Consider the following 17117-nt stretch of genomic DNA (forward strand, 5'->3'; position numbering starts at 1 on the left):
GTTATTTCAGTCTGTCTAACAAACCGGAACCGCCATCGCTCCATGCGCCAAACAGTAGCGCAGCCAATCAGCAAGAAACTGGTTAATTTGATGCTTTTCGTCGCGTTGATGCAACTTTTTATTAGGATAATCATAACGCGCTTTAAAGCGGTAGATCTGCTGACTGGAACACACTTCCGCAACCATGGCGTCATGGTATAACCGCACCGTCATCGCGGGCAGGCTCCAGTAGCTGACCGCCGGAAAGATCTGCTCGATCTCCACCAGCGACGTGTAACGCGTGGACTCAACAATGGTCAAACGATAGCTAGCGCCGTTCACCTGATAAGTCACCGTTTCGCCCGCTTCGTCGTTGCGCGGCAGCAAGCGGCGCAATTGCGCGAAGTTGGTTTCGCACAATCTCATCATTTCGGGGAAATCAGGGGTATAGCGCTGTTTCATTAGTTGGCCCACTCTTTTCTCAACGATTCATGGTGCAACGCCAGCCATTGCAATGCAATCACTGATGCGGCGTTATCGATCGCGCCCTCTTCCACCCAGCGATAAGCCTGCTCGCGGCTGACCACGTGGACGCGAATATCTTCATGCTCTTCCGCCAGGCCGTGGATGCCTTCGGCGGTGCCGGCGTCTACCTCGCCGACCATGATCGACAAGCGTTCGCTGGTGCCGCCGGGGCTGGCCAGATAGCTCAGCACCGGCTTGCAGCGCCCGACCACCACGCCGGCTTCTTCCTGCGCTTCGCGGCGGCACACGTCTTCGACGCTTTCGCCGGTTTCGATCATACCCGCCACCATTTCCAGCAGCCAGGGCGAATTACTGGTATCGACCGCGGCGATGCGCAGTTGTTCAATCAGCACCACTTCATCGCGCACCGGGTCGTAGGGCAGCAGCACCGCCGCATGGCCGCGCTCGAAAATTTCACGCGTGATTTCAGGACTCATTTCGCCATTGAACAAGCGATGGCGAAACCGGTATAAATTGAGTGAAAAAAAACCACGGTACAGCGTCTCGCGTGCAATAATTTCTACATCTTTTTTATCGAAGGTGACGGGTGACGGCTGCGAACGGTTCATGCGCGAATTCTCCTGCGTGAGTATGCCGATAAAATAAACGGTTTTGATGACAGAAACAGCGGGTCTCACCGCCGCCGCTTTATGTTAGGCTGTTTTTCGCCGCCGGACGCGGCGCGTTTGTGCGCTCGCGGGTAATAGCGGGAAACAATCCTGATTGTCAGCCATAATATCAGCTGCAGTCGGCCCGGGCAGTACGCCAAGGTAAATGGGCGGTCTGAAAGGTAAAAGTTACGTGAGATGGCACATTCAGCCACCTGATGCGTACCGCAGACTCTGCTAGAATCGGCAACTATTTCGTCTATCGTCAGCGCTAACATAGCAATATTGCTGCACAACAAGGAATGCAAATGAAGAAACTGCTCCCCCTTCTTATCGGACTGAGCCTGGGCGGCTTCAGTGCAATGAGCCAGGCAGAGAACCTGCTGCAGGTCTACAAACAGGCCAGGGAAAGTAACCCGGATCTGCGCAAAAGTGCTGCTGACCGCGACGCCGCATTCGAAAAGATCAATGAAGCGCGCAGCCCGCTGCTGCCGCAGCTCGGTTTAACCGCAGGTTACGATTACACCAACGGTTATCGTGACAGCAATGGCGTTAACAGCAACGTCACCAGCGGTTCGCTGGCGTTGACGCAGACCCTCTTCGACATGTCGAAATGGCGCCAGCTGACGCTGCAGGAAAAGAGCGCCGGCATCTCCGACGTCACCTTCCAGACCGCAGAGCAGTCGCTGATTCTCAACACCGCCACCGCCTACTTTAACGTGCTGAAGGCGATCGACACGCTGTCGTACACCCAGGCGCAGAAAGACGCGGTGTACCGCACGCTGGATCAAACCACTCAGCGCTTCAACGTGGGCCTGGTGGCGATCACCGACGTGCAGAACGCCCGCTCGAACTATGACACCGTGCTGGCGGCGGAAGTCTCCGCCCGCAACGATCTGGACAACGCGCTGGAAACGCTGCGTCAGGTCACCGGCAGCTTCTACCCTGAGCTGGCCTCGCTGAATACCGATCGCTTCAGCACCCAGCGCCCGGAAGCGGTGAACAACCTGCTGAAAGAAGCTGAAGCGCGCAACCTGAGCCTGCTGTCCGCCCGCCTGAGCCAGGATCTGGCGCGCGAACAGATCCGCGCAGCCCAAACCGGCTATATGCCGACGATTGACGTCAGCGCGTCAACCGGCATCAGCAATACCAAATATAACGGCTCAAACACCGGCGGCGCGAATGCCGCACGCTACAGCGACTCCGATGCGGGCCAAAATAAAGTGGGCATCAGCTTCAACCTGCCGCTGTACAGCGGCGGCGCGACTAACTCACAGGTTAAACAAGCGCAGTACGGCTTTGTCGGCGCCAGCGAGCAGCTGGAAAGCGCTCACCGCAGCGTGGTGCAGACCGTGCGTTCATCGTTCAACAACGTTAACGCTTCGATCAGCAGCATCAACGCCTACAAACAGGCGGTGATCTCCGCACAGAGCTCCCTGGACGCGATGGAAGCCGGTTATCAGGTCGGTACCCGCACCATCGTCGATGTGCTGGACGCCACCACCACGCTGTATAACGCCAAACGTCAGCTGTCCGACGCGCGTTATACCTATTTGATCAACCAGCTGAACATCAAGTCGGCGCTCGGCACGCTGAACCAGAACGATCTGCTGCTGCTGAACGGCGCGTTGGGCAAGCCGGTATCGACCGCGCCTGACGCCGTCGCACCGCAAAACCGCGCGCAGGACGCCTATGCGGACGGTTATCAGGACAATGCGCCGATGCAACAGACTGCGGCGCCGGCACCGGCGGCCACTCGCGCATCCGCGCCGGCCGTTACCACCAGCCAACCGGCTCGCCACAGCGGCAATCCATTCCGCAACTGATGTCCGCACGCTGATAAACACGGGGTCCGGCCTGCGCCGCGCCCCGTTTTTTTTGTCCCGATTTTCCCCGCTTCTGCCCGCCGCCTCACAGCCGCCGCTGCGCCAGGTGATATCATCGTCACTCTCGTTTTCGCAGTTGGATGAGGTTCGATGGACAACGATTCACGTTGGCAGCAACTGATTAACGACGGCGAACTGCCGCCGCCGCTGCGCCCGACGCCGGCGGTGTACGCCTCCTGGCTGCGTTGCCGCAGCCTGATGCAGCCCGATGTCTGGCAAGCGCCGCACCGTGCGCAGGGCGCCACCTTCGAATCGATTTGCCGCCGCAAGAACGATCTGCTGACGCTCGGCCAGGCGGCGCTGGAAGACGCCTGTGAATACATGGAGCCGCGGCGTTGCCTGCTGATGATCCTCGACGAGAGCGGCTGCATGCTGTGGCGCTGCGGCGACGCCCAAACCTGGGAACATCTGCAGCAACTGGGATTCGCCCCCGGCGCTTACTGGGCCGAAGGGCAGATAGGCACCAATGCCCCGGCGCTGGCGGCGGCGGAAGGCCACCCGGTGCGGGTGAGCGGTGAAGAACACGTGCGCCGAGCGCTGCACGGCTGGTCGTTCTGCGCCACACCGGTCTACGACAACAGCGGCCGCCAGCGCGGCTCGATCGCGCTGGGCTGTCTGCTGGCCGACTGCGCCGCCGGCGATCTGTCGCTGACGCTGGCCATCGCCCGCGAAATCGGCAACTCGCTGAACGCCGACGGCCTGCTGGCGGAATCCAACCGCCATCTGAATCAGCTTTACGGCCTGCTGGACGGCGTGGACGACGGCGTCATGGCCTGGGATCACCGCGGCTACCTGCAATACATCAACCAGCGCGCCGCCGGCCTGCTGAAGCTGGACGAACAGCAGAGCCAGGGCAAACCGTTGGCGCAGCTGTTGACGCTGCCCGCGCTGCTCAAACGCGCCATCGCCGATCGCCAACCGCTGCAACACGTCGAAGTCACCTTCGAAAGCCAGCGGCAGTTTATCGCCGCCTTGCTGACGCTCAAGCCGATTTTCGACGGCGATCGCTGCAGTTTCATCGCCCTGCTGCACCCGCTCGAACGGCTGCGCCAGTATGTCAGCAGCCAGCTGGGGCGCGTCAGCCACAGCTTCGAACAGATGCCTTCCGCCTCGCTGGAAATGCGGCGACTGATCCGTTACGGGCAGCAGGCGGCCAAAGGCCAGCATCCGATCCTGTTGCGCGGAGAAGAAGGCGTTGGCAAAGAGCTGCTCAGCCAGGCTATCCACAACGCCGGCGAGCGCGCCGCCGGGCCGTATATCGCCCTCAACTGCCAACTGCTGCCGCAGGCGCAGGGGCTGCGTGAGCTGCTGGGCAGCGACGCCAGCGAAGAAGAGGCGGGCCAGCTCAGTAAATTCGAATTGGCTAACGGCGGCACGCTGTACCTGGAACAGATCGAATACCTGCCGGCGGAGATGCAGTCGGCGCTGCTGCAGGTGCTGAAAACCGGCGTGGTGATCCGCCTCAATTCCAGCCGGGTGATCCCGGTCGATGTGCGGGTGATCGCCGGCAGCGCCGCCGATCTGCCGCTGCTGGTGCAGCAAAACCGCTTCCGCCGCCAGCTGTTTTACAGCCTGCAGGCGTTCGAGATCCAAATCCCGCCGCTGCGTCAGCGGCTGAGCGATATTCCGCTGCTGGTCAAACACCATCTGCGCACGCTGGAGCAACATTTTCAGTGTCGCTTCCAGGTGGATGACGAGGTGATGGCTCAGCTGGCGCTCTATCTGTGGCCGGGCAACGATTTGGAACTGAAAGGGGTGGTGGAGCGCGCGGCGATGATTTGCCACGGCCACCACATCCAGCTGGCGGACCTGCCGGCGCACCTGCTTGGCCAACCGTCGCTGCTGGAAAGCGATCCGCAGCCCGGCGCGCCGCTGTTGACGCTGACGGACATGGAGCGCCAGGCGATCCTGCGGGCGGCGACCGTCAGCCGCGGCCAACTGACGGAAATGGCGCAGTTGCTGGGCATCGGCCGCACCACGCTGTGGCGGAAGATCAAACAGCACGGGATCGACATCCGCCAGTTCAAGCTGCGCGCCTAGTGACTGAGCTGCAACACCCCGCGCGCGGCGTCCAGCATCGCCTTCTGGCCGCTGCGGGTTTTGCTCAGGCAATCCTGCATGCCGACCACCATCGGAATGCCCATCGCCTTCGCCAGAATGGCGCTGTGCGAGAGGGCATTGCCGCCGCTCAGGCAGATGCCGAGCACCAGACGGCGATCCAGCATCACTACCTCTGAGGGCATCAGCTCATCCATCACCAGTATTGACGGCTCTGCGAGCGCAATGGTCGGCAGCGGCTGCCCCTGCAGATGGCACAGCGTGCGGCGCAGCATGTCGCGCACGTCCAGTTCGCGCGCCCGCATGTAGTCGTCATCCAACTCGCGGTACTCTTCGGCGATCGCCTCCAGCACCTGCCGCCAGGCCTGCTCGGCGCTGCACAACTGCTGCGCAATGCGGGTGTAAGCCGCCTGCTGCAGATCCGGATCGTCCAGCAGCATGCTATGGGCGCCGAAGATAGCCGCCTGCGGCTTGCCGATCAGCGTGCCGGTGCGCTCCGCCAGCCGGTTGAGATCGCTCAACGTGTGCTGCAGCGCCTCCCGCAGGCGTTGCTGTTCGCCCAACACCTCGTCCGCGCCGATCCGGCGCTCGGCGGCTGACGGCCAGACACTGCGGGCCTGGAACACCGGCCCGCTGGTGACGCTTTCCGCCACCGGAATGCCGTGCAGCGAAGGCTGCTGCCGCTCGGAGACCGTCTCGTCGAAATGCTGCTCCGCCAGCGTTTTGAACGCCGCCAGCGCCTCGTCCGCCTGCGCGCCGTCGGCGATCAAACGGATGGTGTCGCCGTGGCGCACCTGCAGCAGCGCCAGCTGATTGAGGCTGCGCGGATCGACGCACTGCCCCTGTTTTTCCAGCACCAGCTCGGCCTTGAACGGCGCCAGCGCTTCGACCAGCCGCGCCGCCGGGCGCGCGTGCAGTCCGTGCGGGTTCTGCACCGTCCAGGTTGCGCTTTTGCCCTGCGCCAGCGGCAAGGCCGCACGCTTCGCGGCCGGTGAAGCCTCGCCCAGCTGCGCTTGCTTGGCCTGCAGCGCCCCCTGCGCCTCCGCCACCACCTGCTCAAGCGAAGCGCCGGAGTTGGCGGCCACCACCGCCGCCAGCGTGCCTTCGATCAGCGGCGCGGCGCACAGCCGCACCTTGGCGGCCAACTCCGGATCCAGCAGATCGAGCGCGGTTTCGGCACTGAGCAGCGCGCTGCCCAGATCCATCAGCACCAGAATGCCATCGCCGTCGGCGACCGCTTCGATCGCCTCCATGACGTTGACCGCGTCGGTACCGATCGGGTGCTCCTCGTCATCCACGCCCGCCGCCAGCGCCAACTTGCAGCCGTCGCCGCGCATCATCTGCCGCGCCAGTTGCTCAACGCCGCGCGCCAGCAACGCGCTGTGCGACACCACCACGATATTAATCATCTCGCCTCCTGCTAACTGCCGGCGACCTCGGCCAGCGTTTTCATCATCAGCATCACCGAAGTGGCGCCAGGATCCTGGTGGCCGATGCTGCGCTCGCCCAGGTAACTGGCCCGCCCCTTGCGCGCCTGCATGGTGATGGTGCTCTCCACCGCCCGCTCGGCGCTGTCGGCGGCGCGCTGCAGCGCATCCGCCACGCTCAGGTTCTGCTGCGCGGACTGGCCGAGGCTTTCCACCACCGGCCACCAGGCATCGCACATGGTCTTGTCGCCCGGCTCCGCCTTGCCGCGCATCACCACGCCTTCCACCCCTTCCTGCATCATTTGATGCAGCTCCGCCAGATCCAGGCTTTGCTTGGCGTTCGCCGCCTGCGCCGCGCGGATGAAGAAGGTGCCGAACAGCGGACCGCTGGCGCCGCCTACGCTCGACAGCAGCGTCATGCCGGTGTTTTTCAGGATAAAACCGATATCCTTGTCCGCCACCGACGGCAGCTTTTCCACCACCTTATTGAAACCGCGATTCATGTTCAGGCCGTGGTCGGCATCGCCGATCTCGGTGTCCAGTTGGGTAAGAAAATCGCGCTCCCGGCTGAACACTTCGCCGCAACGCATCAGCCAATCGACGACCTGTGGTTTGGTCAACGCCATAATTCCTCCTCAGCAACCCCAACGCAGCGCAGGCGTTTTCACCGGCGCATCCCACAAGGACAACAGTTCGTCGTCCACGTTCAACAACGTGATGGACACGCCCTGCATATCGAGCGAAGTGCAATACGCGCCCACCAGGTTGCGTTCGATGATGATGCCCGCCTCGGCGCAGCGCTCCGCCAGCCGATGGTACACGCCGTACAGCTCGGACAGCGGCGTGGCGCCCAGGTTGTTGACCAACGCGATCACCCGATCGCCGCGCGTCAGCGGCTGCTTGGTCTGCATCTCGTCGCGCCACTCACCCTGTTGGCGATCCCAGACGCGGATCGTGCGCTGATAGTGGCCGTGGTCGATCAGCGTATGGAACATGTCATCCACCGCCGCGTTGAGCGTGGTGAACGGACGGCGCGCAATGCCCGGCTCGCCGTGAATGCCGACGCCGAACTCCATCTCGTTCTCCGCCAGGGTGAACGACGGTTTGCCGGCGGCGGGGACGGTACAGGCGCCCAGCGCGATACCGATCGAATGCCCGTGGTTGTTGATGCGATGCCCCAGCGTCACCACGCTGTCCAGATCGTCGCCGCGCGCCGCGGCGGCGCCCAGCAATTTCTCCATCAGCACGGTGTTGGCCACCCCGCGCCGCCCGGCGGTGAACAGGCTGTCCTTGACCGCCACGTCGTCATCTACCAGCACCGTCGCCACCGCGACGCCGCTGTCGTGCAGCAGCTCGGTGGCGGTTTCGAAGTTGAGCACGTCACCGGTGTAGTTCTTGATCAGCAGCAGCACCCCGGCGCCGCCGTCGATCGCCTGACCGCACTCGTACATTTTATCCGGCGTCGGCGAGGTGAAAATCTCGCCCGGACAGGCGCCGTCGAGCATCCCTTCACCGACGAAACCGCAGTGCATCGGCTCGTGGCCGCTGCCGCCGCCGGACAGAATTGCCACTTTGCCCGCTACCGGCGCGTCGGCGCGGGTGACGAACGCCGGATCCGCATGCACCAGCAACTCGGGATGAGCCTCCGCCAGCCCCTGCAACTGCTCTTCCAACACCGACTCGACCTGATTAATCAGTTTTTTCACGATGGTTTCCTCTGTAAGCCAGGGGCGCGGCGCACCGCGCCCCAACGGTATCAATGACGCAGCAGCCAGGCGGCGCCGAGCCGATCCGCCGTCAGGATCGCCGCCTGCACGCCGGCAGGGGTGACCTTGAACGGCATGTTGTGAATGGTTTCGCCGGCGGCGCAGCTGGCCTCGGCCACCGCCATCGCCTTCGTCGCCGCGTCGCCGGTAACGCCCATCTGCGCCAGCGTGATCGGCAAGCCGATGCCATGACAAAACGCCAGCACGGTTTCAATCTGCGCCATCGGGCTGTTCTGCAGCACCAGCTGCGCCAGGGTGCCGAACGCCACTTTTTCGCCGTGATACAGGTGGTGACACTCCTCCAGCACGGTGAAACCGTTGTGAATGGCGTGCGCCGCCGCCAGCCCGCTGCTCTCGAAGCCGATGCCGCTCAGATACGTATTGGCCTCAATGATGCGTTCCACCGCTTCCGTCACCACGCCGGCCTCGACCGCCAGCTTGGCCTTCACCCCTTCGGCCAGCAGCGTGTCGTAGCACAGCCGCGCCAGACTGAGCGCCGCCAGCGTCGATTTGCCGCCGGCCATGCTGGTGGCCTGAGCGTCGAAGCAGGCCTGCGCTTCGAAATAGGTGGAGAGCGCGTCGCCCATGCCGGCTACCAGCAGGCGCACCGGCGCTTTGGCGATGATGGCGCTGTCCATCACTACCATGTCCGGGTTGCGCGGGTAGATCAGGTATTCGGCGAATTCGCCCTGTTCGGTGTAGATAACCGACAGCGCGCTGGTCGGCGCATCGGTGGAGGCGATGGTGGGAATGAGCACCACCGGCAGCCGTTGGTAGTGGGCGACGGCCTTGGCGGTGTCGAGCGTCTTGCCGCCGCCGACGCCGATCACCCCGCGGCAACCGTGGGTCTGCAGCTCGCGGCCAAGCCGGTCTATCTCTTTACGGCAGCACTCGCCGTTGAAACGGGCCGCATGATGTTTCACGGCGTGCTGCTGCAGGCTGCCCATCAGGGTGTCTCCCGCCAACTGCATCACGAAGTCGTCGGCGATCACGAAATAATGGTCGGCGAGGGATTTGGCGTATTCGCCGACGGCGGCCAGCGCATTGGCGCCCTGAATGTATTTGCCTGGTGACTGGATGATTCTCAACATAACCGGATCCTTGTAGGGAGTTGGCGATGGTAACGTTCAGATATCAGGTGATGACGCGCCGACTTCGCCGCCGGCTTGTTGTTGTGCTTCGACTATGAGCGTCTGCCGCCCGCCTGGCGAGCCACGCGATTTTTGTTCCATTATGGAACATCATCATAGCGATAACGTTTCATGATGAAACGCCAACGCGCGTTTTTTCGCCGCGAAAGCGAACTGGCGCACACCCCAACGTATAACTGCGTAAAGAGTGGATTCTGCGGGCGTTTCAGCTTTAATTTTGACCATGTTTCCCCTATCCTTAGCGCCACTACTGGGAAAGGGCGAAAACAGCCCGCATGATGGGATTGATAACGATGAAACGGACAAAAAACATCAACCAAGAGACGTTCCGCAAATCCTGGCGCAGCTACCGTGTCGCGCCCGTGGCCTTGGCGATCAGCGCCGTCTTTATGCTGGCCGGCTGCGAGAAGAGCGATGAAACGGTCTCCCTGTATCAGAATGCCGATGACTGTTCGCGCGCCAACCCTTCGATGAGCGAGCAGTGCACCACCGCCTACAACAACGCCCTGAAAGAAGCGGCGAAAACCGCGCCGAAATACGCCACCCGCGAAGACTGCGTCGCCGAGTTCGGCGAAGCGCAGTGCACCCAGGCTCCGGCGCAGGCCGGCATGGCGGCGGAATCGCAAAGCAGCGGCAGCTTCTGGATGCCGCTGATGGCGGGCTACATGATGGGCCGCCTGATGGGCGGTTCCGGCTTCGCGCAGCAGCCGCTGTTCACCTCCAAGAACGCCGCCAGCCCGGCGAACGGCAAGTTTGTCGACGCCAGCGGCAAGAGCTACGGCCCGGCCACCGCCGGCGGCCGCACCATGACGGTGCCGAAAACCGCCATGGCGCCGAAGCCTGCGGTCACCAATACCGTGACCCGCGGCGGTTTCGGCGAGACCGTGGCCAAGCAGACCAGCATGCAGCGCAGCAGCGCCACCTCCAACTCCGGCTCTCGCAGCATGGGCGGTTGATGCATGAAACGTATTGCCATTACCGAGCGCCCGGACTGGCGCGAAAAAGCGACCGAGTTCGGCTTCCGTTTCCACACCATGTACGGCGAGCCGTACTGGTGTGAAGACGCCTATTACCAGTTCACGCTGGCGCAGATTGAAGAGATCGAAAACGCCACCGCCGAGCTGCATCAGATGTGCCTGCAGGTGGTGGAGAAAGTGGTCGCCAGCGACGAGCTGATGGCCAAGTTCTGCATCCCGAAACACACCTGGGAATTCGTGCGCAGCTCCTGGCGCACCAACCAGCCGTCGCTGTATTCGCGTCTCGATCTGGCCTACGACGGCGTCAATCCGCCGAAGCTGCTGGAGAACAACGCCGATACGCCCACCTCACTGTATGAAGCGGCCTTCTTCCAATGGCTGTGGCTGGAAGACCAGATCAACGCCGGCAAACTGGATCCGGAATCGGATCAGTACAACAGCCTGCAGGAGAAACTGATCGAGCGTTTCGCCGAGCTGAAAGCGCATCACGGCTTCGGCCTGTTGCACCTGGCCTGCTGCCAGGACAGCGAAGAAGATCGCGGCACGGTGCAATACCTGCAGGACTGCGCGCAGGAAGCCGGTCTGCCGACCGAGTTCCTGTTCATGGAAGAGATCGGCCTCGGCGAGAAAGGCCAGTTCACCGATCTGCAGGATCAGGTGATCGGCAACCTGTTCAAGCTCTATCCGTGGGAATTCATGCTGCGCGAGATGTTCTCCACCAAGCTGGAAGACGCCGGCGTGCGCTGGCTGGAGCCGGCCTGGAAAAGCATCATCTCCAACAAGGCGCTGCTGCCGCTGCTGTGGGAAATGTTCCCGAATCACCCTAACCTGCTGCCGGCTTATTTCGCGCAAGACGATCATCCGCCGATGGATCATTACGTCACCAAACCGCTGTTCTCACGCGAAGGCGCCAATATCCAGATCGTCGAAAACGGTCAGGAAGTGGCGCGCGTCGATGGGCCGTACGGTGAAGAAGGCATGATCGTGCAGCAGTTCCATCCGCTGCCGAAGTTCGAAGACAGCTACACGCTGATCGGCAGCTGGCTGGTGAACGATCAACCCTGCGGCATCGGCCTGCGCGAAGATCGCGAACTGATCACGCAGGATCTGTCGCGCTTCTATCCGCACACCATCCTCGGCTGATCGCCCCGCTGAAGGCAAAAACGCCAGTCTCTGACTGGCGTTTTTCTTTAGCCCACCTGCACCGACAGCATGCTCAGCGCTCCCATTTCGATACCGTCGATCGGCACGCTGATGGCCTCTTTTCCATCCCAGCCGCCGAGCACATACAGCAATGGCAGATAGTGTTCCGGCGTCGGGTTCGACAGCGCTGCGCCCTCATGGCGCATGAAATCCACCAGCGGGTGGTTATCGCCCCGATAACGCAGGTTATCCCGGACAAAGTTATTGAAAGACTCCGCCCACGGATAGGCGCTGGTATCGCCCTGCCATTTCACCATGCGCAGGTTGTGCACCACGTTGCCGCTGGCGACGATCATCACGCCCTCATCGCGCAGCGCCGCGAGTTTGCGGCCCAGCTCATAGTGGTAAGCCGCCGGCTGAGTGCCGTCGACGCTGAGCTGCACCACCGGGATATCGGCATTGGGATACATCTTGATCAATACGCCCCAGGTGCCGTGATCCAACCCCCACTCGCCGAGATCCGCCGTTACCGGCACCGGCGCCAGAATGTGCTGCAGCTGCGCGGCCAGCGCGGGGGAACCCGGCGCAGGATAGCGGGTATCAAACAGCGCCTGCGGGAACCCGCCGAAGTCGTGAATGGTTTTGGGTTTTTCCATCGCGGTGACCGCAGTGCCGCGGGTATACCAATGCGCAGAAATCGCCACGATCGCCTTCGGACGCGGCAATGACTCACCCAACGCACGCCATGCCTGGGTGTAGCGGTTGTCTTCCAGCACGTTCATCGGGCTACCGTGGCCAAGAAACAGTGCCGGCATACGAGAGGTGTTCATAGAGCGATCCTTAGTTCAAATTGTGCTATGGCGTTACATTACGCGCTTTGCCGCAGCAACACAGCCGGATAACCGTGATGAAGATATTCAATAAATTTGAATTAAAAATCGCAAAAATGCACTGGCAAACAAAAAGTTAAAAAATGCATGATTTTCAAATGATTAATAAAAATCATGAATACCATGGCATTACTGCCACACAGATCTAAATTGTGAACAATTTATGTATTTTTTGTTAACACAATCGATACACTCCTCCTTCCGTCGACAGGGTGTTGGCAGCCCGTCGGCGCTACGGGAATCACGTCTCACCAAGGAGGAATTCATGTTCAGACTCACACTAGCAACCCGCCTGGCGCTTTCCATGTCCTTGTTAGCCACCGGGGCGGCAGCCGCCAAAGCGACGGACAACGCGCCGCTGACGCAGCGCGAAGACCCTTACTTCCTTCAGGCGCAAGCTCAGCTGCAACAGCGACTGAAACAGACCCCAAACACCAACCGCGCCAAAAACGTCATTCTGGTGGTCGGTGACGGCATGGGGTTTTCCACCGTGACCGCCGCCCGTATTTTTGAAGGACAGCAGCGCGGCGTAGACGGCGAATCCAACGTGCTGGCCTGGGAGGCCTTCCCCTATCTGGCGGCGGCCAAAACCTACTCCGCCGACGCCCAAATCACCGACTCTGCGCCCAGCGCGGTGGCGATGACCACCGGCGTCAAAACCATCAACGATCTGATGGGCCTCAACCATACGGCCGCCCTCAACAACTGCGAGGATCAGCAAACCAAGGCCGTCACCACGCTGTGGGAGATGGCCGCAACGCTCGGCATGTCCACCGGCACCGTGACGACCGCGACCATTACCCACGCCACGCCGGGCGCCACCTATGCCCATATCGCCAACCGCGACTGGGAGTCTGACGCCAAAATGCCGGCGGATGCCCTGGCCGCAGGCTGCCGCGACATCGCGCGCCAGCTGGTGGAAATGAAGTACGGCAACGGCCTGAACGTGGCGATGGGCGGCGGGCGCGCCAACTTCCTGCCCGACAGCGTGAGCGATCCTGAATATCCCGGCAAGAAAGGCGCCAGAAAGGACGGCCGTGACCTGACGCAGGCCTGGCTGCAACGCTACGGCGAGCGCGGACAATACGTCTGGAATCAGGCCCAGTTCGACAAAATCGAACCAGGCAACGTCGACCATTTGCTGGCCCTGTTCGAGCCGTCGCACATGAACTTCGAGCACGACCGGCGGCAAGACGCGGCGGGAGAGCCTTCGCTGGCGGAAATGACCGGCAAGGCCATCGATATTCTGGCCAGGAATCCCGAAGGCTATCTGCTGCTGGTGGAAGGCGGGCGCGTCGATCACGGCAGCCATAACGGCAACGCCTACCGCACGCTGAGCGACGCGGTCGCCCTGAACGAGGCGGTGAAAACCATTGTCGGCAAGGTCAACCTGGACGAAACGCTGGTGATCGTGACCGGCGATCACAGCCACACGCTAACCATCGCCGGCTATGCCAAGCGCGGCAATCCTATCCTCGGCATTTCCATCGGCGTCGACGGTAAACCTCGGCTGGGCAGCGACGGCAAGCCCTACACCACCCTCGGTTTCGCCAACGGCCCCGGCGGCGCGATCCCGCTGACCGAGCGCCCGGCATTGACCATGGAGCAAACCACCGCGCCCGACTTTATTCAGCCGGCGCTGGTGCCGCTGAAAAGCGAGACGCACGGCGGGGAAGATCTCGGCATCTACGCCATCGGCCCCTGGGCACATCTGTTCCAGGGTACGGTTGAGGAGAACTACACCTTCCACGTGATGAATTACGCCAGCCGCATCGGCGAACGCCTGTCAGAACGGTAGATACAAAAAAGCCGCATTACGCGGCTTTTTTATCGTTGAAAGCGGCCGGCTATCAGCTGGCTTTTTTCTCGTGCGCCTGGCGGTAGGCCACCAGATCTTCGATGGTCAGCACCACCATGTCGTGCTGTTTGGCGAAGGCGATCACTTCCGGCGCATGCGCCATGCTGCCATCGTCGTTGGTCAGTTCACACAGCACGCCGGCAGGTTTGAAACCGGCCATGGAGACCAGATCGATGGTCGCTTCGGTGTGACCGCGACGGCTCAGCACGCCGCCCGGCTGCGCGCGCAGCGGGAACACGTGGCCCGGACGGTTCAGGTCGCTCGGCTTGGCGCTGTCTGCCACCGCCGCACGGATGGTGGTCAGGCGATCGGAAGCGGAAACCCCGGTGGTCACGCCCTGCGCCGCTTCGATGGTCACGGTGAAGGCGGTCTGGAACTGGCTGGAGTTGTTGGTCACCATCATCGGCAGCTCAAGCTGCTGACGACGTTCTTCGGTGATGCACAGGCACACGATGCCGCTGCCGTGGCGAATGGTCAGCGCCATCTGCTCAACGGTCATGGTTTCCGCGGCGAAGATCATGTCACCTTCGTTTTCACGGTTTTCATCATCGAGCACCATCACGCCGCGCCCGTTGCGCAGTGCGTCGATCGCGCGTTCAACGCGTTCTGTCGGCGTGCCGAAGTCTGAAAGTAGCGTCTGATTCATGGTAAAAAACCTCATTAAAAATTATGGATTACCAGAACCAGGGCGATCTTGAGGAGTAGCTAGCAATAGCTAAAAAAATAACGCAAGCGGGCGCATGCCCGGCAGATACCGTTACTCTCTCCCATCCGGACTATAACCGTCGGCCCCGGAATTACACCGGATCTGCTGACCTCTAACCGGCCTTTACAGGCTGGCTGAGCGCTCGCGGGCTTTCACCGTAGAAGGTGATTTACCGCCGGTGGGGACTTTCACCCCGCCCTGAGAATAAGCAAGATGACTATAACGCTAATGGATAGACAGGGCAATTGGCAAAAGCACAATTCGGCCACGCGCGGCGAATGCGCTTAATGGTGTTTATCCGGCGGGCAACTCGCATTACACTAAGCGGCAGCTATTAAACTCTGAAAGGGATACGCCATGATTGACCCGAAAAAAATCGAACAAATCGCACGCCAGGTTCATGAGTCCATGCCTAAAGGCGTTCGTGAATTCGGGGAAGACGTTGAGAAAAAAATCCGTCAGGTGCTGCAGTCGCAGTTGACCCGCCTGGATTTGGTTAACCGCGAAGAGTTCGACGTGCAGACTCAGGTGCTGTTGCGCACCCGCGAAAAGCTGGCGCTGTTGGAACAGCGCATGGCCGAGCTGGAAAGCAAGCTGAGCGCGGCGCCGGCCGCCAAACAGGAAGACGAATAATTCCCGCCAAGGGCGCGCACCGCGCGCCCTTGTTCTTTACGTCGCCCGGCGTTAGCCGCGCCCGTCTTTGATCGCTTTGATGATGTTGGTGGTCGACAGGCCGTCTTCAAAGTTCAGCACTTTGACATCGCCGCCGTTGGCCCACACTTCCGCACTGCCGGCAATCTCTTCCGGCTTGTAATCGCCGCCTTTCACCAGCAGATCCGGCAAGATGTCGGCGATCAAGCGCTGCGGCGTGTCCTCCTCGAACGGCACCACCCAATCCACCGCTTCCAGCGCGCCCAGCACAATCATGCGGTTCTCCAGCGCGTTGACCGGGCGTTTTTCCCCTTTCAGGCGTTTGGTCGACGCATCGCTGTTCACCGCCACGATCAGGCGATCGCCCAGCTTGCGAGCATTGGCCAGATAAGAGACGTGGCCGGCATGCAGAATGTCGAAGATGCCGTTGGTCATCACCACTTTTTCGCCGCGCTGACGCGCCTGCGCGACGGCCTGTTTCAGCTGCGCTTCGGTCATCACGCCAAAACCGGTCTCGGCGCGGCCGCGCACCGCGTTCTCCAGTTCGATCGGCGACACGGTGGAGGTACCGAGCTTGCCCACCACCACGCCGGCGGCGGCATTGGCCAGGAAACAGGACTCTTCCAGCGAGTTGCCGGCGGCCAGCGAGGCGGCCAGCACGCCGATCACGGTGTCGCCGGCGCCGGTCACATCGAACACTTCCTGCGCCTGGGTCGGCAAGTGCAGCGGCTCAACGCCCGGCTGCAGCAGCGTCATGCCGTGTTCGGAACGGGTAACCAGCAGCGCCGACAGCTCGAAATCCGCCACCAGCTTCATGCCGCGTTCCACCAGTTCCGCTTCATCCTTACAGTGGCCCACCACCGCTTCGAACTCGGACAGGTTCGGCGTCAGCAGCGTCGCGCCGCGATAGCGCTCGAAATCGGATCCTTTCGGATCGATCAGCACCGGCACCTTGGCGGCGCGCGCCAGTTGGATCATGCCCTGCACCTGGCTGAGCGCGCCCTTGGCGTAATCGGACAGCACCAGCGCGCCGATCTGCGGCAGCGCCTGCTGAATGCGCTCCAGCATCGGCTGCGGATCAACGTTGGAGAAGCCTTCTTCGAAGTCAAGACGGATCAGTTGCTGGTTGCGCGACAGCACGCGCAGCTTGGTAATGGTCGGATGGGTCGGCACCGAGACGAAGTCGCAGCGCACGTTGACTTCATTCAGCTTGGCGCTCAGCGCCCGCGCCGCATCGTCAATGCCGGTCAGGCCCACCAGACGGGAAGTGGCGCCCAGCGAAGCGATGTTCATCGCCACGTTAGCCGCGCCGCCGGGACGCTCTTCGATGGTATCGACCTTGACCACCGGCACCGGGGCTTCCGGTGAAATGCGGCTGGTCGGCCCATACCAATAGCGATCCAACATGACGTCACCGACCACCAGCACACCGGCGCGGCGAAAATCAGGCAGCGTAACTTTCATCCGATAACTCCAAAAAAGAACAAAATTT

At 61.7% G+C, this 17117-nt stretch carries 15 protein-coding genes and 1 riboswitch; of the genes, 6 read left to right on the plus strand and 9 right to left on the minus strand.

What is annotated here, in order from left to right:
• Positions 1 to 15: 15 nt before the first annotated feature.
• Positions 16 to 441 (minus strand): DUF1249 family protein, encoded by a 426-nt coding sequence (locus H7A77_RS03755; protein ID WP_033651295.1) that lies wholly within the window; start codon positions 439 to 441, stop codon positions 16 to 18.
• Positions 441 to 1073 carry an ADP-ribose diphosphatase gene (gene nudF, locus H7A77_RS03760; RefSeq protein WP_004937242.1) on the minus strand — a complete coding sequence of 211 codons (633 nt, stop codon included), beginning with the start codon at positions 1071 to 1073 and terminating at the stop codon, positions 441 to 443. The genes H7A77_RS03755 and nudF overlap by 1 nt, the downstream gene beginning before the upstream one ends.
• A 347-nt stretch (positions 1074 to 1420) precedes the next feature.
• Between nudF and hasF the strand changes: the two genes are divergently transcribed.
• Together hasF and dhaR are read left to right on the plus strand one after the other, a co-directional pair.
• Entirely contained in the window at positions 1421 to 2938 is a 1518-nt protein-coding gene (gene hasF / locus H7A77_RS03765) for a multidrug efflux transporter outer membrane subunit HasF (RefSeq protein WP_033644608.1), read from the plus strand.
• A 150-nt stretch (positions 2939 to 3088) separates the two neighbouring features.
• Positions 3089 to 5038: a dihydroxyacetone kinase operon transcriptional regulator DhaR gene (gene dhaR / locus H7A77_RS03770; RefSeq protein WP_164057061.1), complete on the plus strand. Its 1950-nt coding sequence runs from the start codon at positions 3089 to 3091 to the stop codon at positions 5036 to 5038.
• Here the strand turns inward: dhaR and dhaM are convergent.
• Genes dhaM through H7A77_RS03790 form a run of 4 tightly spaced genes read right to left on the minus strand, consistent with a single transcriptional unit; the run spans position 5035 to position 9340 of the window.
• Positions 5035 to 6465, minus strand: a complete 1431-nt coding sequence (gene dhaM, locus H7A77_RS03775) for a dihydroxyacetone kinase phosphoryl donor subunit DhaM (protein ID WP_182073839.1) — start codon at positions 6463 to 6465, stop codon at positions 5035 to 5037. The genes dhaR and dhaM overlap by 4 nt on opposite strands.
• 11 nt (positions 6466 to 6476) lie before the next feature.
• On the minus strand, positions 6477 to 7109 hold the full coding sequence (dhaL, locus tag H7A77_RS03780) for a dihydroxyacetone kinase subunit DhaL (protein ID WP_047026469.1): 633 nt from the start codon (positions 7107 to 7109) through the stop codon (positions 6477 to 6479).
• A gap of 9 nt (positions 7110 to 7118) precedes the next feature.
• Positions 7119 to 8189: a dihydroxyacetone kinase subunit DhaK gene (dhaK, locus tag H7A77_RS03785; protein ID WP_033644603.1), complete on the minus strand. Its 1071-nt coding sequence runs from the start codon at positions 8187 to 8189 to the stop codon at positions 7119 to 7121.
• Positions 8190 to 8239: 50 nt separating this feature from the next.
• Complete coding sequence (locus H7A77_RS03790; RefSeq protein WP_182073840.1) at positions 8240 to 9340, minus strand: glycerol dehydrogenase; 1101 nt, start codon at positions 9338 to 9340, stop codon at positions 8240 to 8242.
• A 353-nt stretch (positions 9341 to 9693) separates the two neighbouring features.
• On the opposite strand from H7A77_RS03790, the gene H7A77_RS03795 reads away from it, so the two are divergent.
• Both H7A77_RS03795 and H7A77_RS03800 read left to right on the plus strand, forming a co-directional pair.
• Positions 9694 to 10356, plus strand: coding sequence for a DUF1190 family protein (locus H7A77_RS03795; RefSeq protein ID WP_004937226.1), 663 nt, complete (start codon positions 9694 to 9696; stop codon positions 10354 to 10356).
• A gap of 3 nt (positions 10357 to 10359) precedes the next feature.
• Entirely contained in the window at positions 10360 to 11520 is a 1161-nt protein-coding gene (locus H7A77_RS03800; protein WP_033644600.1) for a glutathionylspermidine synthase family protein, read from the plus strand.
• Between the two features lie 47 nt (positions 11521 to 11567).
• Here H7A77_RS03800 and ygiD read toward each other — a convergent pair whose 3' ends face one another.
• The gene (ygiD, locus tag H7A77_RS03805) at positions 11568 to 12350 is read right to left on the minus strand and encodes a 4,5-DOPA dioxygenase extradiol (protein ID WP_108682014.1); all 783 of its coding nucleotides are present in this window, start codon (positions 12348 to 12350) and stop codon (positions 11568 to 11570) included.
• Positions 12351 to 12675: 325 nt separating this feature from the next.
• On the opposite strand from ygiD, the gene H7A77_RS03810 reads away from it, so the two are divergent.
• A complete protein-coding gene (locus H7A77_RS03810; protein ID WP_182073841.1) occupies positions 12676 to 14208 on the plus strand; it encodes an alkaline phosphatase in 1533 nt (510 codons plus the stop codon).
• A gap of 52 nt (positions 14209 to 14260) precedes the next feature.
• Here the strand turns inward: H7A77_RS03810 and ribB are convergent, their stop codons facing one another.
• Positions 14261 to 14914, minus strand: a complete 654-nt coding sequence (gene ribB / locus H7A77_RS03815; RefSeq protein WP_033636071.1) for a 3,4-dihydroxy-2-butanone-4-phosphate synthase — start codon at positions 14912 to 14914, stop codon at positions 14261 to 14263.
• A gap of 109 nt (positions 14915 to 15023) precedes the next feature.
• Positions 15024 to 15184, minus strand: a riboswitch (FMN riboswitch).
• Positions 15185 to 15331: 147 nt separating this feature from the next.
• Here ribB and H7A77_RS03820 point away from each other — a divergent pair.
• Positions 15332 to 15607 (plus strand): accessory factor UbiK family protein, encoded by a 276-nt coding sequence (locus H7A77_RS03820; protein WP_004937216.1) that lies wholly within the window; start codon positions 15332 to 15334, stop codon positions 15605 to 15607.
• Between the two features lie 51 nt (positions 15608 to 15658).
• Here the strand turns inward: H7A77_RS03820 and hldE are convergent, their stop codons facing one another.
• The gene (hldE, locus tag H7A77_RS03825; protein ID WP_033644597.1) at positions 15659 to 17089 is read right to left on the minus strand and encodes a bifunctional D-glycero-beta-D-manno-heptose-7-phosphate kinase/D-glycero-beta-D-manno-heptose 1-phosphate adenylyltransferase HldE; all 1431 of its coding nucleotides are present in this window, start codon (positions 17087 to 17089) and stop codon (positions 15659 to 15661) included.
• Positions 17090 to 17117 lie beyond the last annotated feature (28 nt).

The organism is Serratia sp. ME47 (assembly GCF_903970925.1).
Lineage (GTDB): Bacteria > Pseudomonadota > Gammaproteobacteria > Enterobacterales > Enterobacteriaceae > Serratia > Serratia ureilytica.

Coding starts and splice junctions, on each gene's coding strand:
- H7A77_RS03755 (WP_033651295.1), bottom strand. CDS start 441: ATGAAACAGCGCTATACCCCTGATTTCCCCGAAATGATGAGATTGTGC.
- nudF (WP_004937242.1), bottom strand. CDS start 1,073: ATGAACCGTTCGCAGCCGTCACCCGTCACCTTCGATAAAAAAGATGTA.
- hasF (WP_033644608.1), top strand. CDS start 1,421: ATGAAGAAACTGCTCCCCCTTCTTATCGGACTGAGCCTGGGCGGCTTC.
- dhaR (WP_164057061.1), top strand. CDS start 3,089: ATGGACAACGATTCACGTTGGCAGCAACTGATTAACGACGGCGAACTG.
- dhaM (WP_182073839.1), bottom strand. CDS start 6,465: ATGATTAATATCGTGGTGGTGTCGCACAGCGCGTTGCTGGCGCGCGGC.
- dhaL (WP_047026469.1), bottom strand. CDS start 7,109: ATGGCGTTGACCAAACCACAGGTCGTCGATTGGCTGATGCGTTGCGGC.
- H7A77_RS03790 (WP_182073840.1), bottom strand. CDS start 9,340: ATGTTGAGAATCATCCAGTCACCAGGCAAATACATTCAGGGCGCCAAT.
- H7A77_RS03795 (WP_004937226.1), top strand. CDS start 9,694: ATGAAACGGACAAAAAACATCAACCAAGAGACGTTCCGCAAATCCTGG.
- H7A77_RS03800 (WP_033644600.1), top strand. CDS start 10,360: ATGAAACGTATTGCCATTACCGAGCGCCCGGACTGGCGCGAAAAAGCG.
- ygiD (WP_108682014.1), bottom strand. CDS start 12,350: ATGAACACCTCTCGTATGCCGGCACTGTTTCTTGGCCACGGTAGCCCG.
- H7A77_RS03810 (WP_182073841.1), top strand. CDS start 12,676: ATGTTCAGACTCACACTAGCAACCCGCCTGGCGCTTTCCATGTCCTTG.
- ribB (WP_033636071.1), bottom strand. CDS start 14,914: ATGAATCAGACGCTACTTTCAGACTTCGGCACGCCGACAGAACGCGTT.
- H7A77_RS03820 (WP_004937216.1), top strand. CDS start 15,332: ATGATTGACCCGAAAAAAATCGAACAAATCGCACGCCAGGTTCATGAG.
- hldE (WP_033644597.1), bottom strand. CDS start 17,089: ATGAAAGTTACGCTGCCTGATTTTCGCCGCGCCGGTGTGCTGGTGGTC.